The organism is Parageobacillus galactosidasius, assembly GCF_002217735.1.
GTDB classification, from domain to species: Bacteria; Bacillota; Bacilli; order Bacillales; family Anoxybacillaceae; genus Parageobacillus_B; species Parageobacillus_B toebii.
Window position 1 is genome coordinate 268,535 of sequence record NZ_NDYL01000001.1, and the last position, 16,872, is coordinate 285,406.

Sequence of the window (16,872 nt, forward strand, 5' to 3'; positions counted from 1 at the left end):
AAACATGCGGGTGTAGTTTAGTGGTAAAACCTCAGCCTTCCAAGCTGATGTCGTGGGTTCGATTCCCATCACCCGCTCCATAATTAACAACTAATGTTTCAGGGAATGCTCCTTGAAAACTGAACAAAACGAAGCGTCCACAACGAAAAGCGAAGGCGACTTGACACCTTCGGTGTCGGCGCCGAATTAAAGCCAATCAACTTTCTTTTTGGAGAGTTTGATCCTGGCTCAGGACGAACGCTGGCGGCGTGCCTAATACATGCAAGTCGAGCGGACCGAACGGAAGCTTGCTTCTGTTCGGTTAGCGGCGGACGGGTATAATAATATGTGGCCAATTGAAGTGCTTGCCTAGTGACAATAGCGGAGAGGAAACACCCGTTCCCATCCCGAACACGGAAGTTAAGCTCTCCAGCGCCGATGGTAGTTGGGGCCAGCGCCCCTGCGAGAGTAGGTCGTCGCTAGGCTATTTATATGATTAATTTATTTCTTTCTATCGTCGCGGGGTGGAGCAACGAGCTTAAGCTCCATCGAATAAGCTACGAGTTGCCTCGACGCATTTGACATCTTTGAATTAGCTAGTAGAGGAAGAGGCAACGAATTGAATTAAAGTTTTCCAATCATTTGTTCCTAATTCAATCATTCCTTTCTATCACCGCGGGGTGGAGCAGTCCGGTAGCTCGTCGGGCTCATAACCCGAAGGTCGCAGGTTCAAATCCTGCCCCCGCAACCAATATTGGTCCCGTAGTGTAGTGGTTAACATGCCTGCCTGTCACGCAGGAGATCGCGGGTTCGAGTCCCGTCGGGACCGCTTAAGGTTGAATGCATTTTAATAAAATTCTTGCGTAGGAAACGAAACAGCCTTGTTTCGTTTTTTTATTTCTCCTTAGGAAGTGGCTTCCTAGGGTTTTTTTATTTTTTTTAGATGTGCAACTAGCTTACTGCAGGTTGGACTCATCCTTTAAGAAGATTGACGAAGGAAGCCGATAACTTTAGTCATTGTGTAGAGGCATAGATGCTTCTTTTCAACAATATTAAATATTAGCAGGGAAAGTGGTAACAAGTGATAAGAATATGATAAAATTTCAGAAGCGAAGGTTATCATTATAAAAATGTAAAGGTGAAACGTGATGAAACGTTATGAACTGATTATGCACTCTCCTGAGGAAACGATGCATCTTGCTTCAAGATTTGGAGAACAGTTAAAAGCAAAAGATGTCATTACATTAGAAGGGGATTTAGGCGCGGGAAAAACGACGTTTACAAAAGGATTAGCCAAAGGATTGGGAGTAAGGAAAACGGTTAGCAGTCCTACTTTTACGATTGTGAAGGAATATAAAGGGCGTCTCCCCCTTTATCATATGGATGTGTATCGTTTAGAAGATACAATGGAGGATCTCGGTTTTGACGAATATTTTCATGGTGATGGTGTCACTGTCATCGAATGGGCACATCTTATCGAACCACAGCTACCACCGGAAAGATTGAACATTTATCTGTTTCACCATGGGAATGATGAGCGAAAATTAGTGATTGAACCAATCGGAGAACGATATGAACAGTTATGTAAGGGGATTTTAGAGTCATGAAAATATTAGCGATTGATACATCAAATGTGGTAATGGGAGTCGCATTAGTGGAAGACGATATCGTAAAAGGAGAAATAGTGACAAATATAAAGAAAGACCATTCCACGCGCGTAATGCCGGCAATCCAGTCTTTATTGAAAGATTGCGGTGTATCTCCCAGTGAACTAGAGTTAATTGTTGTTGCGAGAGGGCCCGGATCTTATACGGGAGTGCGCATCGGAGTAACGATTGCAAAAACATTAGCATGGGCATTAAAGATCCCGATTGTAGGAGTATCTAGCCTTGAAGTGTTAGCAGCGAACGGAAGGTATTTTTCGGGTGTTATCGCTCCGTTTTTTGATGCGAGAAGAGGTCAAATTTATACAGGATTATATCGCTATAACGGCGTACAACTAGAGTGTATAGAAAGTGACCGAATCGTTTTGGCCGATGAATGGGCGCACAAACTGCAGGAAAGACAGGAGAAAGTGTTATTTATCGGAGCCGATATCGCCTTATATAAAGAAACGTTTCAGCAACAACTTGGCGATTTTGCGGAATTTGCGCCGTCTTCGTTACAATTGCCTCGCCCAGGTGAGTTAGCGCTGCTTGGAAAAAATAAAGAAAAAGAGAATACTCATACTTTTGTGCCTAATTACGTTCGCCTTGCCGAGGCAGAAGCAAAATGGCTTGCCAAGCAAAAAGGGGAAAACAAATATGGGGATGAAAATTCGATTTCGCTCAATGACCTTAAATGATATTGATGCAGTATTGCAAGTGGAGCATGCTTCTTTTACGTCTCCTTGGAGCAGAGAAGCATTTTATAATGAGCTTGTTTATAATCGTTATGCCAAATATATCGTAATGGAACATAACGGCCGCATCATTGGCTATGCGGGAATGTGGGTCGTCATTGATGAAGCGCATATTACAAATGTAGCTGTATTGCCTGAATATCGCGGCAAAAAATTAGGGGAAGCGCTAATGCGCAAATTAATGGAAACAGCAAAGCAACTTGGGGCTGTCACCATGACATTAGAAGTTCGTGTTTCTAATCATGTAGCCCAATCTTTATATCGAAAATTAGGATTTCTTAATGGCGGTATCCGCAGACATTATTATCCAGATAATTTAGAAGATGCTCTTGTAATGTGGGTGAAATTATCATGAATCATGACATATATGTTCTTGGAATTGAAACGAGCTGCGATGAAACCGCGGCGGCAGTTGTGAAAAATGGAACGGAAATTTTGTCTAATATTGTGGCTTCCCAAATGGAAAGCCATAAACGATTTGGCGGAGTCGTACCAGAAATCGCCTCGCGCCACCATGTCGAGCAGATTACGCTCGTTATTGAAGAAGCGATGCGTAAGGCGGATGTTTCGTTTCAACAGTTGAGTGCTATTGCAGTGACGCAAGGTCCAGGATTAGTCGGCGCTCTTTTGATTGGTGTGAACGCGGCGAAAGCGTTAGCGTTTGCCCATGGTCTTCCGCTTGTAGGCGTTCATCATATCGCCGGGCATATTTACGCGAATCGGCTTGTTACGGAAATGAAATTTCCGTTGTTATCTCTTGTGGTTTCAGGAGGACATACGGAACTTGTGTACATGGAGGGGCATGGCAAGTTTCAAGTCATCGGCGAAACGAGAGACGATGCGGCGGGAGAAGCGTATGACAAGGTGGCGAGGGCATTAAACCTTCCTTATCCGGGCGGACCGCATATTGACCGTCTTGCACAGGAAGGAAAGGTGACCATTGATTTGCCTCGTGCATGGCTGGAAGAAGGGTCATATGATTTTAGCTTCAGCGGGTTGAAATCGGCGGTATTAAACACGCTTCATAACGCGAATCAGCGTGGAGAAATCATCGACCCGAAAGATATGGCAGCCAGCTTTCAAGCGAGCGTAATCGATGTGCTTGTGACCAAAACCGTCAACGCAGCAAAAGAATATAATGTCCGTCAAGTGCTGCTTGCGGGCGGAGTCGCCGCAAACAGAGGATTACGAGCGGAGTTGGAGCGAAAAATGGCTGAATTAGACCATATCGAATTGGTTATTCCGCCTTTATCGCTTTGTACCGACAATGCGGCGATGATTGCGGCGGCAGGAACTGTTTTATTCACACAAGGAAAACTTGCCGACATGGCATTGAACGCAGATCCAAGTTTAGAACTAGATTAAACGAAAAGGACTTCTTTCAAGATATGTCTTGAAGGAAGTTCTTTTTTTATATAAAAATGTGTAACTTTTTTCGTTGAACGGAGTGAAAGGAAGAGAGATAAAGTATCTTTGAACAGATTAGCTATGAGCGTTTTACATGGTGGAAAAAGGAAAAACCAATTTTTTATTAAAAAAATAATCATGTGAATATATTTATCCACAAATTGTGGATATTGTGGAAAAAGAGAAAGAATCTTATTTTATTAGGGATGAAATAACCACAAATTTTTTCATATAAAAACGGCTTTTTTTGTGGATAATGTGGAAAAATCCGTGAATAACTTAAATTGTGGGAAAAAAATTGGGGATAAGTTTGTGGGTATGTGACTAACTAAAAAACATCCACGGGTATGCACAACCGTGGATGTTTTTTCGCAATTATTATTGTAATGTATGAAGTGTTTCCCATTCTTCTAGTAATTTTTCTAATTTTCCCTTCATTTCGTCACTCTCTTTTGTTAATTTTTGTACTTTCTCATGGTCTTGATAAATTTCTGGATCGCATAATTGTTCGTCGATGTATGCGATTTGCTGTTCTAATTCGCTAATTTCTGTTTCAATTTCTTCAATGCGCCGCTTGCGCTGTCGTTCTAGTTTTTTCGCCTCTTTTTCCTGTTCGTAGCTAAGTTTCGATGATGCCTCTTCATGAGAACGGCCTGTTTGTTTCTCGGAAGCGAGACGTTCTAGCTCCAGCATTTCCGCCTTTTTTGCGACATAGTAGTCATAATCGCCTAAATACTCGGTAATTCCGTCACTAGAAAGCTCATATACTTTCGTGGCAATTCGATTAATAAAATAGCGGTCGTGAGAAACGAATAAAATAGTTCCGGGATATTCGATTAAGGCGTTTTCGAGCACTTCTTTACTGTCTAAATCAAGATGGTTTGTCGGTTCGTCTAAAATAAGGAAATTGGCTTTTTGCATCATTAGTTTGGCAAGCGCCAGTCTCGCTTTTTCACCGCCGCTTAAGGCCGATACAGGTTTTAATACATCGTCTCCAGAGAATAAGAAGCTTCCGAGCACGGTGCGGATTTCTTTTTCCGTTTTGTCAGGGTATTCATCCCAAAGTTCATCGAGCACGCGCTTATTCGAGGACAAATCAGCCTGGTTTTGGTCGTAATAGCCGATTTGCACGTTCGAACCGTAACGGAAATGTCCTGATTGCAGCGGAAGTTTGTTTACAATCGCTTTTAACAACGTTGACTTTCCGATTCCGTTCGGTCCGACCAAGGCGATGCTTTCACCGCGCGTGATGCGGAAACGAATGTTGCGAATGAGCGGCTTGTTCTCATCATATCCGACTGCGACATCTTCAGCGATTAATACGTCATTTCCGCTTTGCCGTTCGATGTCAAAAGAAAAGGAAGCAACTTTTTCGTCTCCTGCTGGTTTTTCCATTCTCTCCATTTTTTCTAACTGTTTTCTCCGGCTTTGCGCACGTCTTGTTGTGGAGGCACGGGCAATATTGCGTTGAATAAAGTCTTGGAGTTTTGCGATTTCTTCTTGTTGTTTTTCATACAGTTTTCGTTCTCGTTCATATTCGGCTGCTTTTTGTTCTAAGTAACGGCTGTAATTTCCTGTGTATCGTTTCAATGTTGTCCGTGACAGCTCATATACTTGGGTGACAACTTTATCGAGAAAGTAGCGGTCGTGGGATACGATAAGAATAGCGCCAGGATATGTTTGCAAGTATTGTTCGAGCCATGTTAATGTTTCAAGGTCTAAATGGTTTGTCGGTTCGTCCAAAATAAGCAAATCAGGCTTCATTAAAAGCAGTTTTCCAAGCGCCAGACGAGTTCGTTGTCCGCCGCTTAACGATTGAACGGGAGTCGTCATATAGTCATATTTCGCAAATTGTAAGCCGTGTAAAATCGAACGAATATCCGCTTCGTATTGATAACCGCCTTGTTCTTTATAGCGTTCTTGCAATGCATCATAATCTTTTAATAATTTTTCATAGCGGGAAGAATCGGCGATTAGATCAGGGTCTCCCATTTGCAGCTCCATCTGGCGAAGTTGTTTTTCTATTGTTTTTAGAGGAGCAAATACTGTCATCATTTCTTCCCAAATGGATAAAGAGGAGTGTAGACCGCTATCTTGAGCAAGATATCCGATCGATACTTCTTTTGGTTTGATGATTTCTCCACTATCGTAAGACATCTCACCAGCAATAATTTTTAATAGTGTCGATTTTCCTGCTCCGTTTCTTCCGACGAGCGCAATTCTATCTTTGGATTGTATTTCTAATTTTATATTCGATAAAATAAGGTCAGCACCGAAATATTTTGTTAGTTGATTGACTTGTAAAATAATCATTGTTGTTCACCTCTCGTTTAACAATAATAGTGTAGCGTAATTTGTTTTCTTATCGCAATAAAACAAAACGATAAAAGACAGATGTCTAAAAATAGTGTATAGTTTATAAATGGGGGAGATATGTGTGTCATCATTTACGCATTTTAATGAACAAGGCCGTGCAAAAATGGTCGATATTACGGAAAAAGAGGATACCATTCGAGTAGCGGTAGCACAAACGAGCGTGACCGTAAATAAAGAAATTTACGAGAAAATGACAAATCGCATGATTGAAAAAGGGGATGTGCTTGCTGTTGCGCAAGTAGCCGGCATTATGGCCGCAAAAAAAACGTCTGATTTAATTCCAATGTGCCACCCTCTTATGTTAAAAGGTGTCGACATCCAATTTGCATGGCATGTCGAGGAAGAAAAAGCGCTTTACCAATTACTGATCACCGTAACGGTAAAAACAAAAGGAAGTACAGGTGTGGAGATGGAAGCGCTGACGGCTGCTTCTGTTTGTGCACTGACCGTGTATGATATGTGTAAGGCGCTAGACAAAGGGATGGTGATTGGCCCAACCTATTTAGTGGAAAAATCAGGTGGGAAATCAGGCCATTATCAACGAGAAAACAGTAGTGTTGGGGGATTTGCGAATGAACAATGAACAACCAAAAATTCCGCAAGCAACTGCAAAACGTTTGCCACTATATTACCGCTTTTTGAAAAATTTACATGCTTCAGGAAAACAACGAGTTTCTTCTGCGGAATTAAGTGAGGCAGTAAAAGTTGATCCCGCGACCATTCGCCGTGATTTTTCCTATTTCGGTGCGCTTGGCAAAAAAGGATACGGATATAATGTCAATTATTTATTATCTTTTTTTCGCAAGACGCTTGATCAAGATGAAATTACCGAAGTGGCGTTATTTGGAGTCGGGAACTTAGGGACAGCGTTTTTAAATTATAATTTTACAAAAAATAATAATACAAAAATTGTGATGGCATTTGATGTCGATCAAAAGAAAGTAGGAAAAGAAGTTGGCGGTGTGCCAGTATATCATTTGGATGAATTGGAAAATCGCCTTCACGAAGGAATTCCTGTTGCGATTTTGACCGTACCGGCTCCTGCCGCTCAATGGATTACGGACCGTCTCGTTCAAAAAGGGATTAAAGGAATTTTAAACTTTACACCCGCTCGATTGAACGTACCGAAACATATTCGTGTCCATCATATTGATTTAGCGGTTGAATTGCAATCATTAGTCTATTTCTTAAAAAATTATCCGGCCGATAAAGGAGAGAATGAAAAGTGAAATATTTGTTAATTGTGCTTGTTATTTTATTATTGTTTGGAACGAAAAAACTTCCGGAGCTGGGCAAATCGCTCGGTCAATCGCTGCGGGAATTTAAGGATGCCACTAAAGGATTAACAGACGAGGATGAAAAAAAACCAGACCAATTATGATTTGTTAGGATGATTGAAGTATGGACGATAAAGAAATGTCGGTGTACGAACACCTGGGAGAATTACGAAAGCGACTTATTATTGTTCTTGTGTTTTTTGTCATTGCCCTTATTGCTAGTTTCTTTTTCGTGGAGCCCGTCATTTTATATTTGCAGCGAACGGACGAAGCGAAGGAATTAACGATGAACGCCTTTCGTTTAACAGATCCAATAAAAATTTATGTTCAATTTGCGTTTGTTCTTGCGTTTGTTCTTACCGCGCCAGTTCTGCTTTATCAAATTTGGGCGTTTGTCAGTCCTGGGCTGTATGAAAAGGAACGAAGAGTCACGTTAAGCTACATTCCGATTTCGATCTTTCTCTTTTTAGCTGGCATTAGTTTTGCGTATTTCATCTTATTTCCTTTCGTCGTTCGTTTTATGCAAAATTTAGCGTCCCGTCTCGGCATTCATCAGGTGATAGGGATTAATGAATACTTTGAATTTTTGCTTCATCTGATCTTGCCATTTGGAATTGTATTTCAGCTGCCGGTAGTTGTGATGTTTTTAACAAGGCTTGGCTTGATTACACCGATGTTATTAATCAAGGTGCGCAAATATGCTTATTTAGCATTATTGATTTTAGCGGCGGTCATTACGCCGCCAGATGTGCTGTCACAAGTCATTGTTATGATTCCGCTTTCGATTTTATATGAAGTGAGCATTTGGATTTCGAAAATAGCTTATCGCAAAGCGCTATTGGCGCAGACGGAACAAGAAAACCTCCCGTGAATGCGGCGGGAGGTTCATTTTTTAAAGTAAAGTACTAACAGACGTATCGCAGTTCCAAAATCAAGCGTAGCTATTATCGCAAGAACGATCGTGAAAAAATTCCAAATGGTTTCATCCGCACTTTGAATCGACAAGTAAGTGAATAAGATGCCCATAAGAAAATAGAAAAAAGCGAATTGTAATGGTGACCTTTTCATCGTACTAAAAGCCTCCAATAATGAGTTGTATCTGTTCTGTTTGACGCATCATTTTTTCTATCTCATCCGCAAATATCGTTTGTATTAATACGACGAACGTATTCATAGTGACGTGGGCAAAAATCGGAACGAAAATACGCTTTGTTTTCGCGTAAAGAAACGCGAAGGTAAATCCCATTGTCGCATACAGCAGCAGGTGTTCGAACTCCATATGGACAACCGCAAATAAAAGAGAACTAACTAGTGCGGAAATGAAGAAATTATATTTTTGATATAGTGTTCCGAAAATAATTTTGCGAAAAATAATTTCTTCTAAAATCGGTCCGATGATAGAAGTAACGACCATCAATAATGGGGTGACTCGAATAATCTCGACAATTCGTTTTGTATTTTCTGAACCGGGCTCGATGCCGAGCAAGCGCCATTCAATATTGGCGGCAATGCTTTGGGCAAACAAGGCTAAAAAGACGCCGCCAATGGCCCACATCCATGCCGCAGATAACGGAACGCTATAACGGGTGTGCCGCTGTTTTATATCTTCACGCAAGAAAAAGAGAATGATGAGAAAGGCGATGGAAAAGCTGATAACCGCCCAATAGCCAGAGGCGATCTCTGTTGCCACAAAGTCATTTTTTGCGTGTTTTCCAACACCGAGAAAATGCAACAATGGGACCCCTGCAATACCTGATAGCTGCATGATGACATACGTAATAATGACATACCAGTAGCGTCGTTTCAATGAAACTTACCCCTTTGCCGATAAAATAATATAGTGATACTTCCCGTATTGTAGCACATCTTCTATAAAAAATGACAAAAAAAGAATGGATTGTTGTTTAGGTTTGTGGAAATGTGAAATAATTAAAAAGGGCAGGAAACGAGAAAAAACATATTATTTTTTGGTGTTTCCCACTTGCAAAAAAAAGAGAAGTTCATTAATATTATAAGTGTGTTAGCACTCAGTTAAGACGAGTGCTAATAAGAACGGCGAAAATTATTATCAAGGAGGTTGTTTTCCGTGTTAAAGCCATTAGGTGATCGCGTTGTCATTGAAGTGATTGAAACAGAAGAAAAAACTGCAAGCGGCATCGTATTGCCAGACACTGCGAAAGAAAAGCCACAAGAAGGCAGAGTTGTTGCTGTTGGTAAAGGTCGCGTGCTTGACAGCGGTGAACGTGTAGCTCCAGAAGTAGAAGTTGGCGATCGTATTATCTTCTCGAAATATGCTGGTACAGAAGTAAAATATGATGGCAAAGAATACTTAATTTTACGTGAAAGCGATATTTTAGCTGTTATTGGTTAATATAGCATTGATAACATAGATATGCAAAAATAATATTTAACAAAATACTTAACGATTCTATTTCATAAGGAGGTAACGGGGTATGGCAAAAGAAATTAAATTCAGCGAAGAAGCTCGTCGTGCGATGTTACGTGGTGTGGACAAATTAGCTGATGCGGTAAAAGTAACGTTAGGTCCAAAAGGCCGTAACGTCGTATTAGAGAAAAAATTCGGTTCTCCATTAATTACAAACGACGGTGTAACAATCGCGAAAGAAATCGAATTAGAAGATCCATTTGAAAACATGGGTGCGAAGCTTGTCGCTGAAGTTGCAAGCAAAACAAACGATGTTGCTGGGGACGGTACAACAACGGCAACAGTTTTAGCGCAAGCAATGATCCGCGAAGGATTGAAAAACGTTACAGCTGGCGCAAACCCAATGGGCATCCGTAAAGGTATTGAAAAAGCGGTTGCTGTGGCAGTAGAAGAATTAAAAGCAATCTCCAAACCAATCAAAGGAAAAGAATCGATTGCTCAAGTTGCGGCTATCTCTGCAGCTGACGAAGAAGTTGGCCAATTAATCGCAGAAGCAATGGAACGTGTTGGTAACGACGGTGTTATCACATTAGAAGAATCAAAAGGCTTCACAACAGAATTAGATGTTGTGGAAGGTATGCAATTTGACCGTGGTTATGTATCTCCATACATGATCACAGATACAGAAAAAATGGAAGCAGTGCTTGAAAATCCATATATCTTAATCACAGACAAAAAAATCTCTAACATCCAAGACATCTTGCCTATCTTAGAACAAGTTGTTCAACAAGGCAAACCATTATTAATCATCGCAGAAGATATCGAAGGCGAAGCGCTTGCAACATTAGTAGTAAACAAACTTCGCGGTACATTCACTGCTGTAGCGGTAAAAGCTCCTGGCTTCGGTGATCGTCGTAAAGCAATGCTTGAAGACATCGCAATCTTAACTGGCGGTGAAGTTATCTCCGAAGAACTAGGACGTGACTTAAAATCTACAACAATCGCATCACTTGGCCGCGCTTCAAAAGTTGTTGTAACAAAAGAAAATACAACAATCGTAGAAGGCGCTGGCGATTCTGACCGCATTAAAGCCCGCATCAACCAAATTCGTGCTCAATTAGAAGAAACAACTTCTGAATTCGATCGTGAAAAATTACAAGAACGTCTAGCAAAATTAGCTGGCGGCGTAGCGGTAATCAAAGTTGGTGCAGCTACAGAAACAGAATTGAAAGAACGCAAATTACGCATCGAAGACGCGCTCAACTCTACTCGTGCCGCTGTGGAAGAAGGTATCGTAGCCGGCGGTGGTACAGCATTAATGAACGTATACAACAAAGTTGCTGCGATTGAAGCAGAAGGCGATGAAGCAACTGGTGTGAAAATCGTTCTTCGCGCAATTGAAGAGCCAGTTCGCCAAATCGCGCAAAACGCTGGTTTGGAAGGCTCTGTCATTGTTGAACGCTTAAAAACAGAAAAACCTGGCATCGGCTTCAACGCGGCTACTGGTGAATGGGTAGACATGATTGAAGCTGGTATCGTAGACCCAACGAAAGTAACTCGTTCCGCACTTCAAAACGCAGCTTCTGTTGCCGCTATGTTCTTAACAACAGAAGCAGTTGTCGCTGACAAACCAGAAGAAAACAAAGGCGGCAACGCAGGCATGCCTGACATGGGCGGAATGATGTAATCCCTATAAAAAACAAGGAACACTGGGAGTGATCCCGGTGTTCCTTTTCTTTTTGGATAGAGGGAAGAGAAGAAACGGAGTCTACAGTATTTGCATAGAGAGGTCTTCTTTTGGAATGTAAACGTCTTTTCGACCGATCGGTTGCATGAATACATCCCCGAGTTGCCGCTTGTCCGGTAACTGAGCGTCCACTCGGGGGAAGCAAATAAGAGATGGATCTGAAGTAAGCGAATGGTAAAGAAGGCGTTGCAGACGCTATTATTTTTCCGCAGTTTCCAGTCGTTCCTTCTGCTTCTCTTTTATTACCTTCTTATCCCATTTAAATACTTTATTGAGTAGTTTATATATACTTTTGCTTTCTTTAGCAAAGAGCGGCCCTAATATCGCGAGCATGAGAACGTAAAGTGCGGTAAAAGGAGTTAATATAGGGTTTAACCCCGCTGTAATCCCCAGATTCGCAACGATAATGGAAAATTCCCCACGCGCAGTGATCGTCAAACCAATGTTTGTAGAGGCCTTGTAGGACAATCCAGCCCTTCTCCCAGCGATCATCCCTGCCACGATATTTGCTATTAGAGTGACGATAACGGCCCCTAATGATAACCAAAACGCATGAATTAAGGTTGACGGTTCAATACTCAAACCGAAACTAAAGAAAAAAATAGCTCCAAAGAAGTCACGGAATGGAACAACTAAATGTTCGATCCGATCACGGTGTTCCGTCTCCGAAAAGACAAGCCCGAGCAGTAAGGCTCCGATGGCTTCAGCGACGTGAATCGTTTCGGAAAAACCGGCAACAAAGAAGAGAGTAGCAAAGATGACGATGATAAATATTTCATCGGATTTGATATTTAACCATTTGTTCAGTAGAGGGGCACCTTTTCGAGCGATGATAAAAAATAGCAACATATAAGCGACAGATGTGAAAACAGATAGGCTGATTCCAAAAAGGGAGGTGGAGCCAGCTAGCAAAACACCTGACATCGTCGTCAAAAATAAGGCAAGGAAGATATCATCAAAAAGGATCATCCCTAAAATGAGCTCTGTTTCAGGATTGGCCGTTCTCTTTAAATCGACAAGCACTTTAGTCACGATGGCACTTGATGATACACTGAGGAGCCCAGCAATCAGAAGCGTTTCCATCCATGGCATTCCGACGGCCTTGCCGTAAAGCAATCCTAAAACAAAGTTCATTATGACATAGATGGTGCCACCAACCACAATGTTTTTTCCGGACTTAATCAGTTTGCCGACAGAAAATTCAAGCCCCAAATAAAACAGCAAAAAAAGTACCCCGATCCTCCCTAAAAACTGGATAATTTCATTACTTTCAATAAAGGTGAGGTCAATAATCCCAATCGTGGGGGCATGAGGACCAACCAGCATGCCGATAATGATCAAAAACGGGATAATGGAGAAGTTTAATTTATTGGCAATGATGGATCCAATAGCAACTAAAACGAGCGCTGTTCCCACTTCCAATACTAAGTAGTTCATTTATCTACATCACTCCTTATTTGATAGTAGCTGATTAATGATCTCCTTTATTTGTTGTCTTTCTCCAGACATGACCAATGTATCCCCGGCTTCAATCAATGTATTGGGACCCGGATTATGAGATTTTTGGGAATGTTTCTTTTTGATAGCGATAACGGTGATACCGAAGCGGTTCCGAATATCAAGATCTCCAATTTTTTTATTTACAGCAGGGGCGTTCGGTTCTACTTGAAACCACTCGATAATTAGATCGTCAAAGGCGAATTCAACCGTTTCGAGTGCTTTCGGTTTGTATGCCATTCCTCCAATGATCCCCGCGATTTGCCTCGCTTCTTGGTCGCTTAGCGTCACACTGCTAACGACTTCATCATAATCCTCTGCGTCAAAGTGATAAATTTCTCTTCGTCCATCGTCATGAATCACGATGACAAGTTTATCTTTGTTTCGCGTAATAATTTCAAATTTGTACCCAATTCCTGGAAGTTCAATTTCTCGAATATTCATGGTCAAAGATTCCTCCTTATGGATTGTTTATTTGTTTTTGAAGCGCCATTTGGATTATGGCACCTAATAAACCCTAATATTACCAAATGTGAGCAACAATAAACTTTCTACGACCTTTTTTAGATTTGGCCATCGAAGGAATAGAAGTGTCGATGATGAGTAGTTTGCTTATAGAGGAAGCAGTCGAAAATTTTTTTTGGATAAAAATACCATTTTTGTTTATATCTAATTCTTACACCAAATGATCCCTTTCCTGTTATCTATTTGGGCTATAGTTATTATAACAGTAAAAAAGGTTCTTTTCACTGTTTTTGTCTTGGTTGACTGTTTGAAGGCAGGCGAGAGGGAAATACATATGTCAGTTGCCCCGCCTTTCTATATCTTTTCCTTTGTTTTGCGTTACACGAAAGACAATAAAAAATCATTATGTGGACGATAGAAAAAAACATCCTGGCAGCTCCAGGATGTTTTTTTATTCAGGCAAAAAGGTTGCGCAGTTCGTTCACCGCCAATACGGCAAACAAGACGAGGCAAAGAATCAACAATAAGTTGGACAGCCAATGGTTGCGTCTTCCTTCCGGTAGCTCTTTTTTCGAATTTAAAAGCCACAGTAGCGTAATCGCCAAAAACGGCATAAATAATGCTCCTAACGCACCGTAGACGATAATTAATCCAACCGGTTTGCCGATAAAATGCAAAAGCATCGGTGGAAATGTGAGCCAAAAGACGTAAAAGCGGAATGCTTTTGTTTGATTGAGTTTTTCTTTATCAATGTTCAATTTTCGTACATTGCGGATAAAATCGGCGAACAAATATGATACTCCGTTCCATACCGCCGATTACCGACGTAAAGGAGGCAGACCAAAATCCAAGCAAAAACAGCCAGCGCGCTGCCGGATGCAGCTCATTGCCCATAATGGAGGCGAAGGAGACAAGCCCTTGCTCGCCGCTGATGCTTGTGTCTGTTCCGTATAACAAGGCGGCACCAAGCACAAGTAGCGACAACGTAAAAATAGCTGTTACAATGTAAGCGATAGCGGAATCATAGCGCATCGGCGAAATGTAGGAGGGTCCTTTCCAGCCGTTTTCTTGAATCCAATAGCCGTATGATGCCATTGTAATCGAGCCGCCGACGCCGCCGATTAATCCAAGCGCGTAAAGGAGGGATCCTTTCGGCAGGTCAGGAACGGCCGTATGCCATAGTCCGTTCAGCTGCGGAAGAACGAGAATGGCCGAGCCGACTACAGTAATAAACATGAGACCGACTAGTACGTTCATGACACGCTCAAATAGCTGAAAACGGCCCGACCAAGTGATCGCAAACCCGGCGATTCCATGGATAATTGCCCAAGCCCAGAGAGGAATGGCCGGAACCATCGCTGACATCGCCAAGGCGCACGAAGATGTACCGGCGGCGCCGTATACAAAGCCCCAAATAAGCGCATAGACGCCAAAATAGCCGGAGGCCCATTTCCCCATCGACTGCCAGCCTTCAAAAATGGTTTTGCCGCTCAGCAAATGCCAGCGTCCTACCCCTTCATTTAACACAAATTTAAAGATAGCTCCAACGATGATTGCCCATGCGAACACAAGAGCGTAATTTTCGTGCCGGCGACAAGCGCGGCGACGAGGTCCCCTGACCCGACACCGGTAGCCGCGACAATGAGACCGGGACCAATAATGGTCCATTTTTTCTTGTTAGTTTGGCTATTTGATGTTTCCATCTCCATCCTCCCTCTATAAATGTTGATATATCAACGGTTGTAGCCGTTTCAGGGGTGTCAAAAAAATATTTTTCGACAAAGTTTCTAACATTATTTCTTAAATATGTGTATATCTTACATTTACTGGGTACGCTTCGCGGCCACTACTGGTTAAATTTGGTTGTAGTGGGGGGAAGCGTATGGGATGCACCGTGGATCTCTGCATCGCTGATGATGACGAACCCTCCCATGTCTCTTGGCATCCTTGTGCCTACATTCCTTCGTTCGGTCTAGTCATCAGGCAGAGGCCGGCTAAGCTCCTTTAGGGACTCAAGGTCGAATGGATGATATCGCGCCAGCTTCTCCGTGTCATCCTTGTTGTCTAGAGAATCGAGACTATAGGCATCAAGCAGCCGTTTCGAGGCCAAAGATGTCCTAATTCATGTATAGTCCTCCTTGGTATCCAAATTAGGGGTCAATTCATCCGATTGACACCCCCGAATCATACCAAGAGGGCTTTTTTTATTCAAGTCCCCGAAAAAACTTCTAACAGGAATGCTCCTTAATAATAAAAATTATTTCAAAAATTATGTATATTAGTTATTATAATATTAAATAATTGAGGAAATGAAATGTCCACAGCCAAAAGTTTTATCATCATAACAATATGACTGCCATCCTAAAAGTAAAGGAGCTTCATTCATGACGGTAAAAGAAATGTTACAGCCTTCGATAGAACAAGTTGTAGAAAATATCGAGAAAGTGATTGTGGGGAAAAGAAACGTAGCGATATTAAGCCTTGTTGCACTGCTGGCCAAAGGACATGTGCTTTTGGAAGACGTTCCCGGCGTCGGCAAAACGATGCTGGTGCGCGCGCTGGCCAAATCGATCAACGCGCAGTTTAAGCGGATTCAATTCACCCCTGACTTGCTTCCGAGCGATGTAACAGGCGTGTCTATTTATAACCCGAGAGAGAGGCAATTTGAATACAAGCCCGGGCCAATTATGGGGAACATCGTGCTGGCCGATGAAATCAACCGTACGTCGCCGAAAACGCAATCGGCGCTTTTGGAAGCGATGGAAGAGGGAAGCGTTACAGTGGACGGGGCGACAAGACCGTTGCCGCGTCCGTTTTTCGTCATGGCAACGCAAAACCCGATTGAATATGAAGGAACATATCCGCTCCCGGAAGCCCAGTTAGACCGCTTTTTATTGAAGCTAAACATGGGATATCCATCCCCTGAGGAAGAGGTGGGAATATTAAGCCGAGTGGAAAAAGCGCCGCCTATTGAGGGAATTCGCCCTGTAATGGCTTTGGATGAGCTGCTGGAGCTGCAGCGGCAGGTGACGGAAGTATACGTTAGCGATCCTATTAAGCGTTACATCGTTGACATCGTGCAGCGAAGCCGTTCGAACGCGTCCGTTTACCTAGGAGTAAGTCCACGCGGTTCTGTTGCGCTGATGAAAGCGGCACAAGCGTATGCGTTTATGCACGGACGGGAATTCGTTGTCCCTGATGATGTGCAGTTTTTAGCGCCATATGTATTGTCTCATCGCATGATCATTAAATCAGAAGCAAAGTTTGACGGGCTCACAGCGGAAGAGATTGTCGCCCAAATTATCGCTAGAATTCCTGTTCCAATTCAAAGGTAGTG

16 protein-coding genes, 3 tRNA genes, 1 rRNA gene and 1 pseudogene are annotated in these 16,872 nt (G+C 42.3%); 15 read left to right on the forward strand and 6 right to left on the reverse strand.

Annotated features, from left to right (window positions below; translation table 11 throughout):
- Nucleotides 1–6: 6 nt before the first annotated feature.
- The 8 genes from B9L23_RS01520 to tsaD all read left to right on the forward strand — a co-directional run bounded on the left by B9L23_RS01520 (nt 7) and on the right by tsaD (nt 3,745).
- Nucleotides 7–80: transfer RNA gene (locus B9L23_RS01520), tRNA-Gly, on the forward strand.
- 267 nt (nt 81–347) lie between these two features.
- Nucleotides 348–464: ribosomal RNA gene (gene rrf, locus B9L23_RS01525) — 5S ribosomal RNA — on the forward strand.
- Between the two features lie 189 nt (nt 465–653).
- Nucleotides 654–730: transfer RNA gene (locus tag B9L23_RS01530), tRNA-Met, on the forward strand.
- Nucleotides 731–735: 5 nt separating this feature from the next.
- Nucleotides 736–808, forward strand: a tRNA-Asp gene (locus B9L23_RS01535).
- Between the two features lie 319 nt (nt 809–1,127).
- The gene (gene tsaE, locus B9L23_RS01540) at nt 1,128–1,586 is read left to right on the forward strand and encodes a tRNA (adenosine(37)-N6)-threonylcarbamoyltransferase complex ATPase subunit type 1 TsaE (protein ID WP_012748968.1); all 459 of its coding nucleotides are present in this window, start codon (nt 1,128–1,130) and stop codon (nt 1,584–1,586) included.
- On the forward strand, nt 1,583–2,323 hold the full coding sequence (tsaB, locus tag B9L23_RS01545; RefSeq protein ID WP_081189578.1) for a tRNA (adenosine(37)-N6)-threonylcarbamoyltransferase complex dimerization subunit type 1 TsaB: 741 nt from the start codon (nt 1,583–1,585) through the stop codon (nt 2,321–2,323). Before tsaE ends, tsaB begins: the two co-directional genes overlap by 4 nt.
- Nucleotides 2,283–2,735, forward strand: a complete 453-nt coding sequence (gene rimI / locus B9L23_RS01550; protein ID WP_012748970.1) for a ribosomal protein S18-alanine N-acetyltransferase — start codon at nt 2,283–2,285, stop codon at nt 2,733–2,735. The genes tsaB and rimI overlap by 41 nt, the downstream gene beginning before the upstream one ends.
- Complete coding sequence (gene tsaD, locus B9L23_RS01555; RefSeq protein ID WP_089096748.1) at nt 2,732–3,745, forward strand: tRNA (adenosine(37)-N6)-threonylcarbamoyltransferase complex transferase subunit TsaD; 1,014 nt, start codon at nt 2,732–2,734, stop codon at nt 3,743–3,745. Before rimI ends, tsaD begins: the two co-directional genes overlap by 4 nt.
- Before the next feature lie 420 nt (nt 3,746–4,165).
- Here the strand turns inward: tsaD and B9L23_RS01560 are convergent, their stop codons facing one another.
- On the reverse strand, nt 4,166–6,100 hold the full coding sequence (locus tag B9L23_RS01560; protein WP_012748973.1) for an ABC-F family ATP-binding cassette domain-containing protein: 1,935 nt from the start codon (nt 6,098–6,100) through the stop codon (nt 4,166–4,168).
- Nucleotides 6,101–6,224: 124 nt separating this feature from the next.
- Here B9L23_RS01560 and moaC point away from each other — a divergent pair, with 124 nt between their 5' ends.
- The 4 genes from moaC to tatC are packed head-to-tail and all read left to right on the forward strand — an operon-like array spanning nt 6,225 to nt 8,311.
- Complete coding sequence (gene moaC / locus B9L23_RS01565; RefSeq protein WP_012748974.1) at nt 6,225–6,746, forward strand: cyclic pyranopterin monophosphate synthase MoaC; 522 nt, start codon at nt 6,225–6,227, stop codon at nt 6,744–6,746.
- A complete protein-coding gene (locus B9L23_RS01570) occupies nt 6,736–7,392 on the forward strand; it encodes a redox-sensing transcriptional repressor Rex (RefSeq protein WP_081189579.1) in 657 nt (218 codons plus the stop codon). Before moaC ends, B9L23_RS01570 begins: the two co-directional genes overlap by 11 nt.
- Nucleotides 7,389–7,544, forward strand: a complete 156-nt coding sequence (locus B9L23_RS01575) for a twin-arginine translocase TatA/TatE family subunit (protein WP_012748976.1) — start codon at nt 7,389–7,391, stop codon at nt 7,542–7,544. Before B9L23_RS01570 ends, B9L23_RS01575 begins: the two co-directional genes overlap by 4 nt.
- Nucleotides 7,545–7,564: 20 nt before the next feature.
- Entirely contained in the window at nt 7,565–8,311 is a 747-nt protein-coding gene (tatC, locus tag B9L23_RS01580) for a twin-arginine translocase subunit TatC (protein ID WP_089096749.1), read from the forward strand.
- A 14-nt stretch (nt 8,312–8,325) separates the two neighbouring features.
- Here the strand turns inward: tatC and B9L23_RS01585 are convergent, their stop codons facing one another.
- Both B9L23_RS01585 and B9L23_RS01590 read right to left on the reverse strand, forming a co-directional pair.
- Nucleotides 8,326–8,508, reverse strand: a complete 183-nt coding sequence (locus B9L23_RS01585; RefSeq protein ID WP_012748978.1) for a YdiK family protein — start codon at nt 8,506–8,508, stop codon at nt 8,326–8,328.
- Between the two features lie 4 nt (nt 8,509–8,512).
- Nucleotides 8,513–9,247, reverse strand: a complete 735-nt coding sequence (locus B9L23_RS01590) for a CPBP family intramembrane glutamic endopeptidase (protein WP_081189581.1) — start codon at nt 9,245–9,247, stop codon at nt 8,513–8,515.
- A 279-nt stretch (nt 9,248–9,526) separates the two neighbouring features.
- Between B9L23_RS01590 and groES the strand changes: the two genes are divergently transcribed.
- Together groES and groL are read left to right on the forward strand one after the other, a co-directional pair.
- The gene (groES, locus tag B9L23_RS01595) at nt 9,527–9,811 is read left to right on the forward strand and encodes a co-chaperone GroES (RefSeq protein ID WP_043903404.1); all 285 of its coding nucleotides are present in this window, start codon (nt 9,527–9,529) and stop codon (nt 9,809–9,811) included.
- An 82-nt stretch (nt 9,812–9,893) separates the two neighbouring features.
- Complete coding sequence (gene groL, locus B9L23_RS01600) at nt 9,894–11,513, forward strand: chaperonin GroEL (RefSeq protein ID WP_089096750.1); 1,620 nt, start codon at nt 9,894–9,896, stop codon at nt 11,511–11,513.
- A 258-nt stretch (nt 11,514–11,771) separates the two neighbouring features.
- On the opposite strand, the gene B9L23_RS01605 is transcribed toward groL, so the two are convergent.
- The 3 genes and pseudogenes from B9L23_RS01605 to B9L23_RS01615 form a co-directional block, all read right to left on the reverse strand.
- Entirely contained in the window at nt 11,772–13,010 is a 1,239-nt protein-coding gene (locus B9L23_RS01605; protein ID WP_089096751.1) for a cation:proton antiporter, read from the reverse strand.
- A gap of 9 nt (nt 13,011–13,019) precedes the next feature.
- Entirely contained in the window at nt 13,020–13,514 is a 495-nt protein-coding gene (locus tag B9L23_RS01610) for a cation:proton antiporter regulatory subunit (protein ID WP_062677492.1), read from the reverse strand.
- Between the two features lie 476 nt (nt 13,515–13,990).
- A pseudogene (locus B9L23_RS01615) lies at nt 13,991–15,238 on the reverse strand (Nramp family divalent metal transporter).
- Between the two features lie 681 nt (nt 15,239–15,919).
- Between B9L23_RS01615 and B9L23_RS01620 the strand changes: the two are divergent.
- On the forward strand, nt 15,920–16,870 hold the full coding sequence (locus B9L23_RS01620) for an AAA family ATPase (RefSeq protein WP_089096752.1): 951 nt from the start codon (nt 15,920–15,922) through the stop codon (nt 16,868–16,870).
- Nucleotides 16,871–16,872 lie beyond the last annotated feature (2 nt).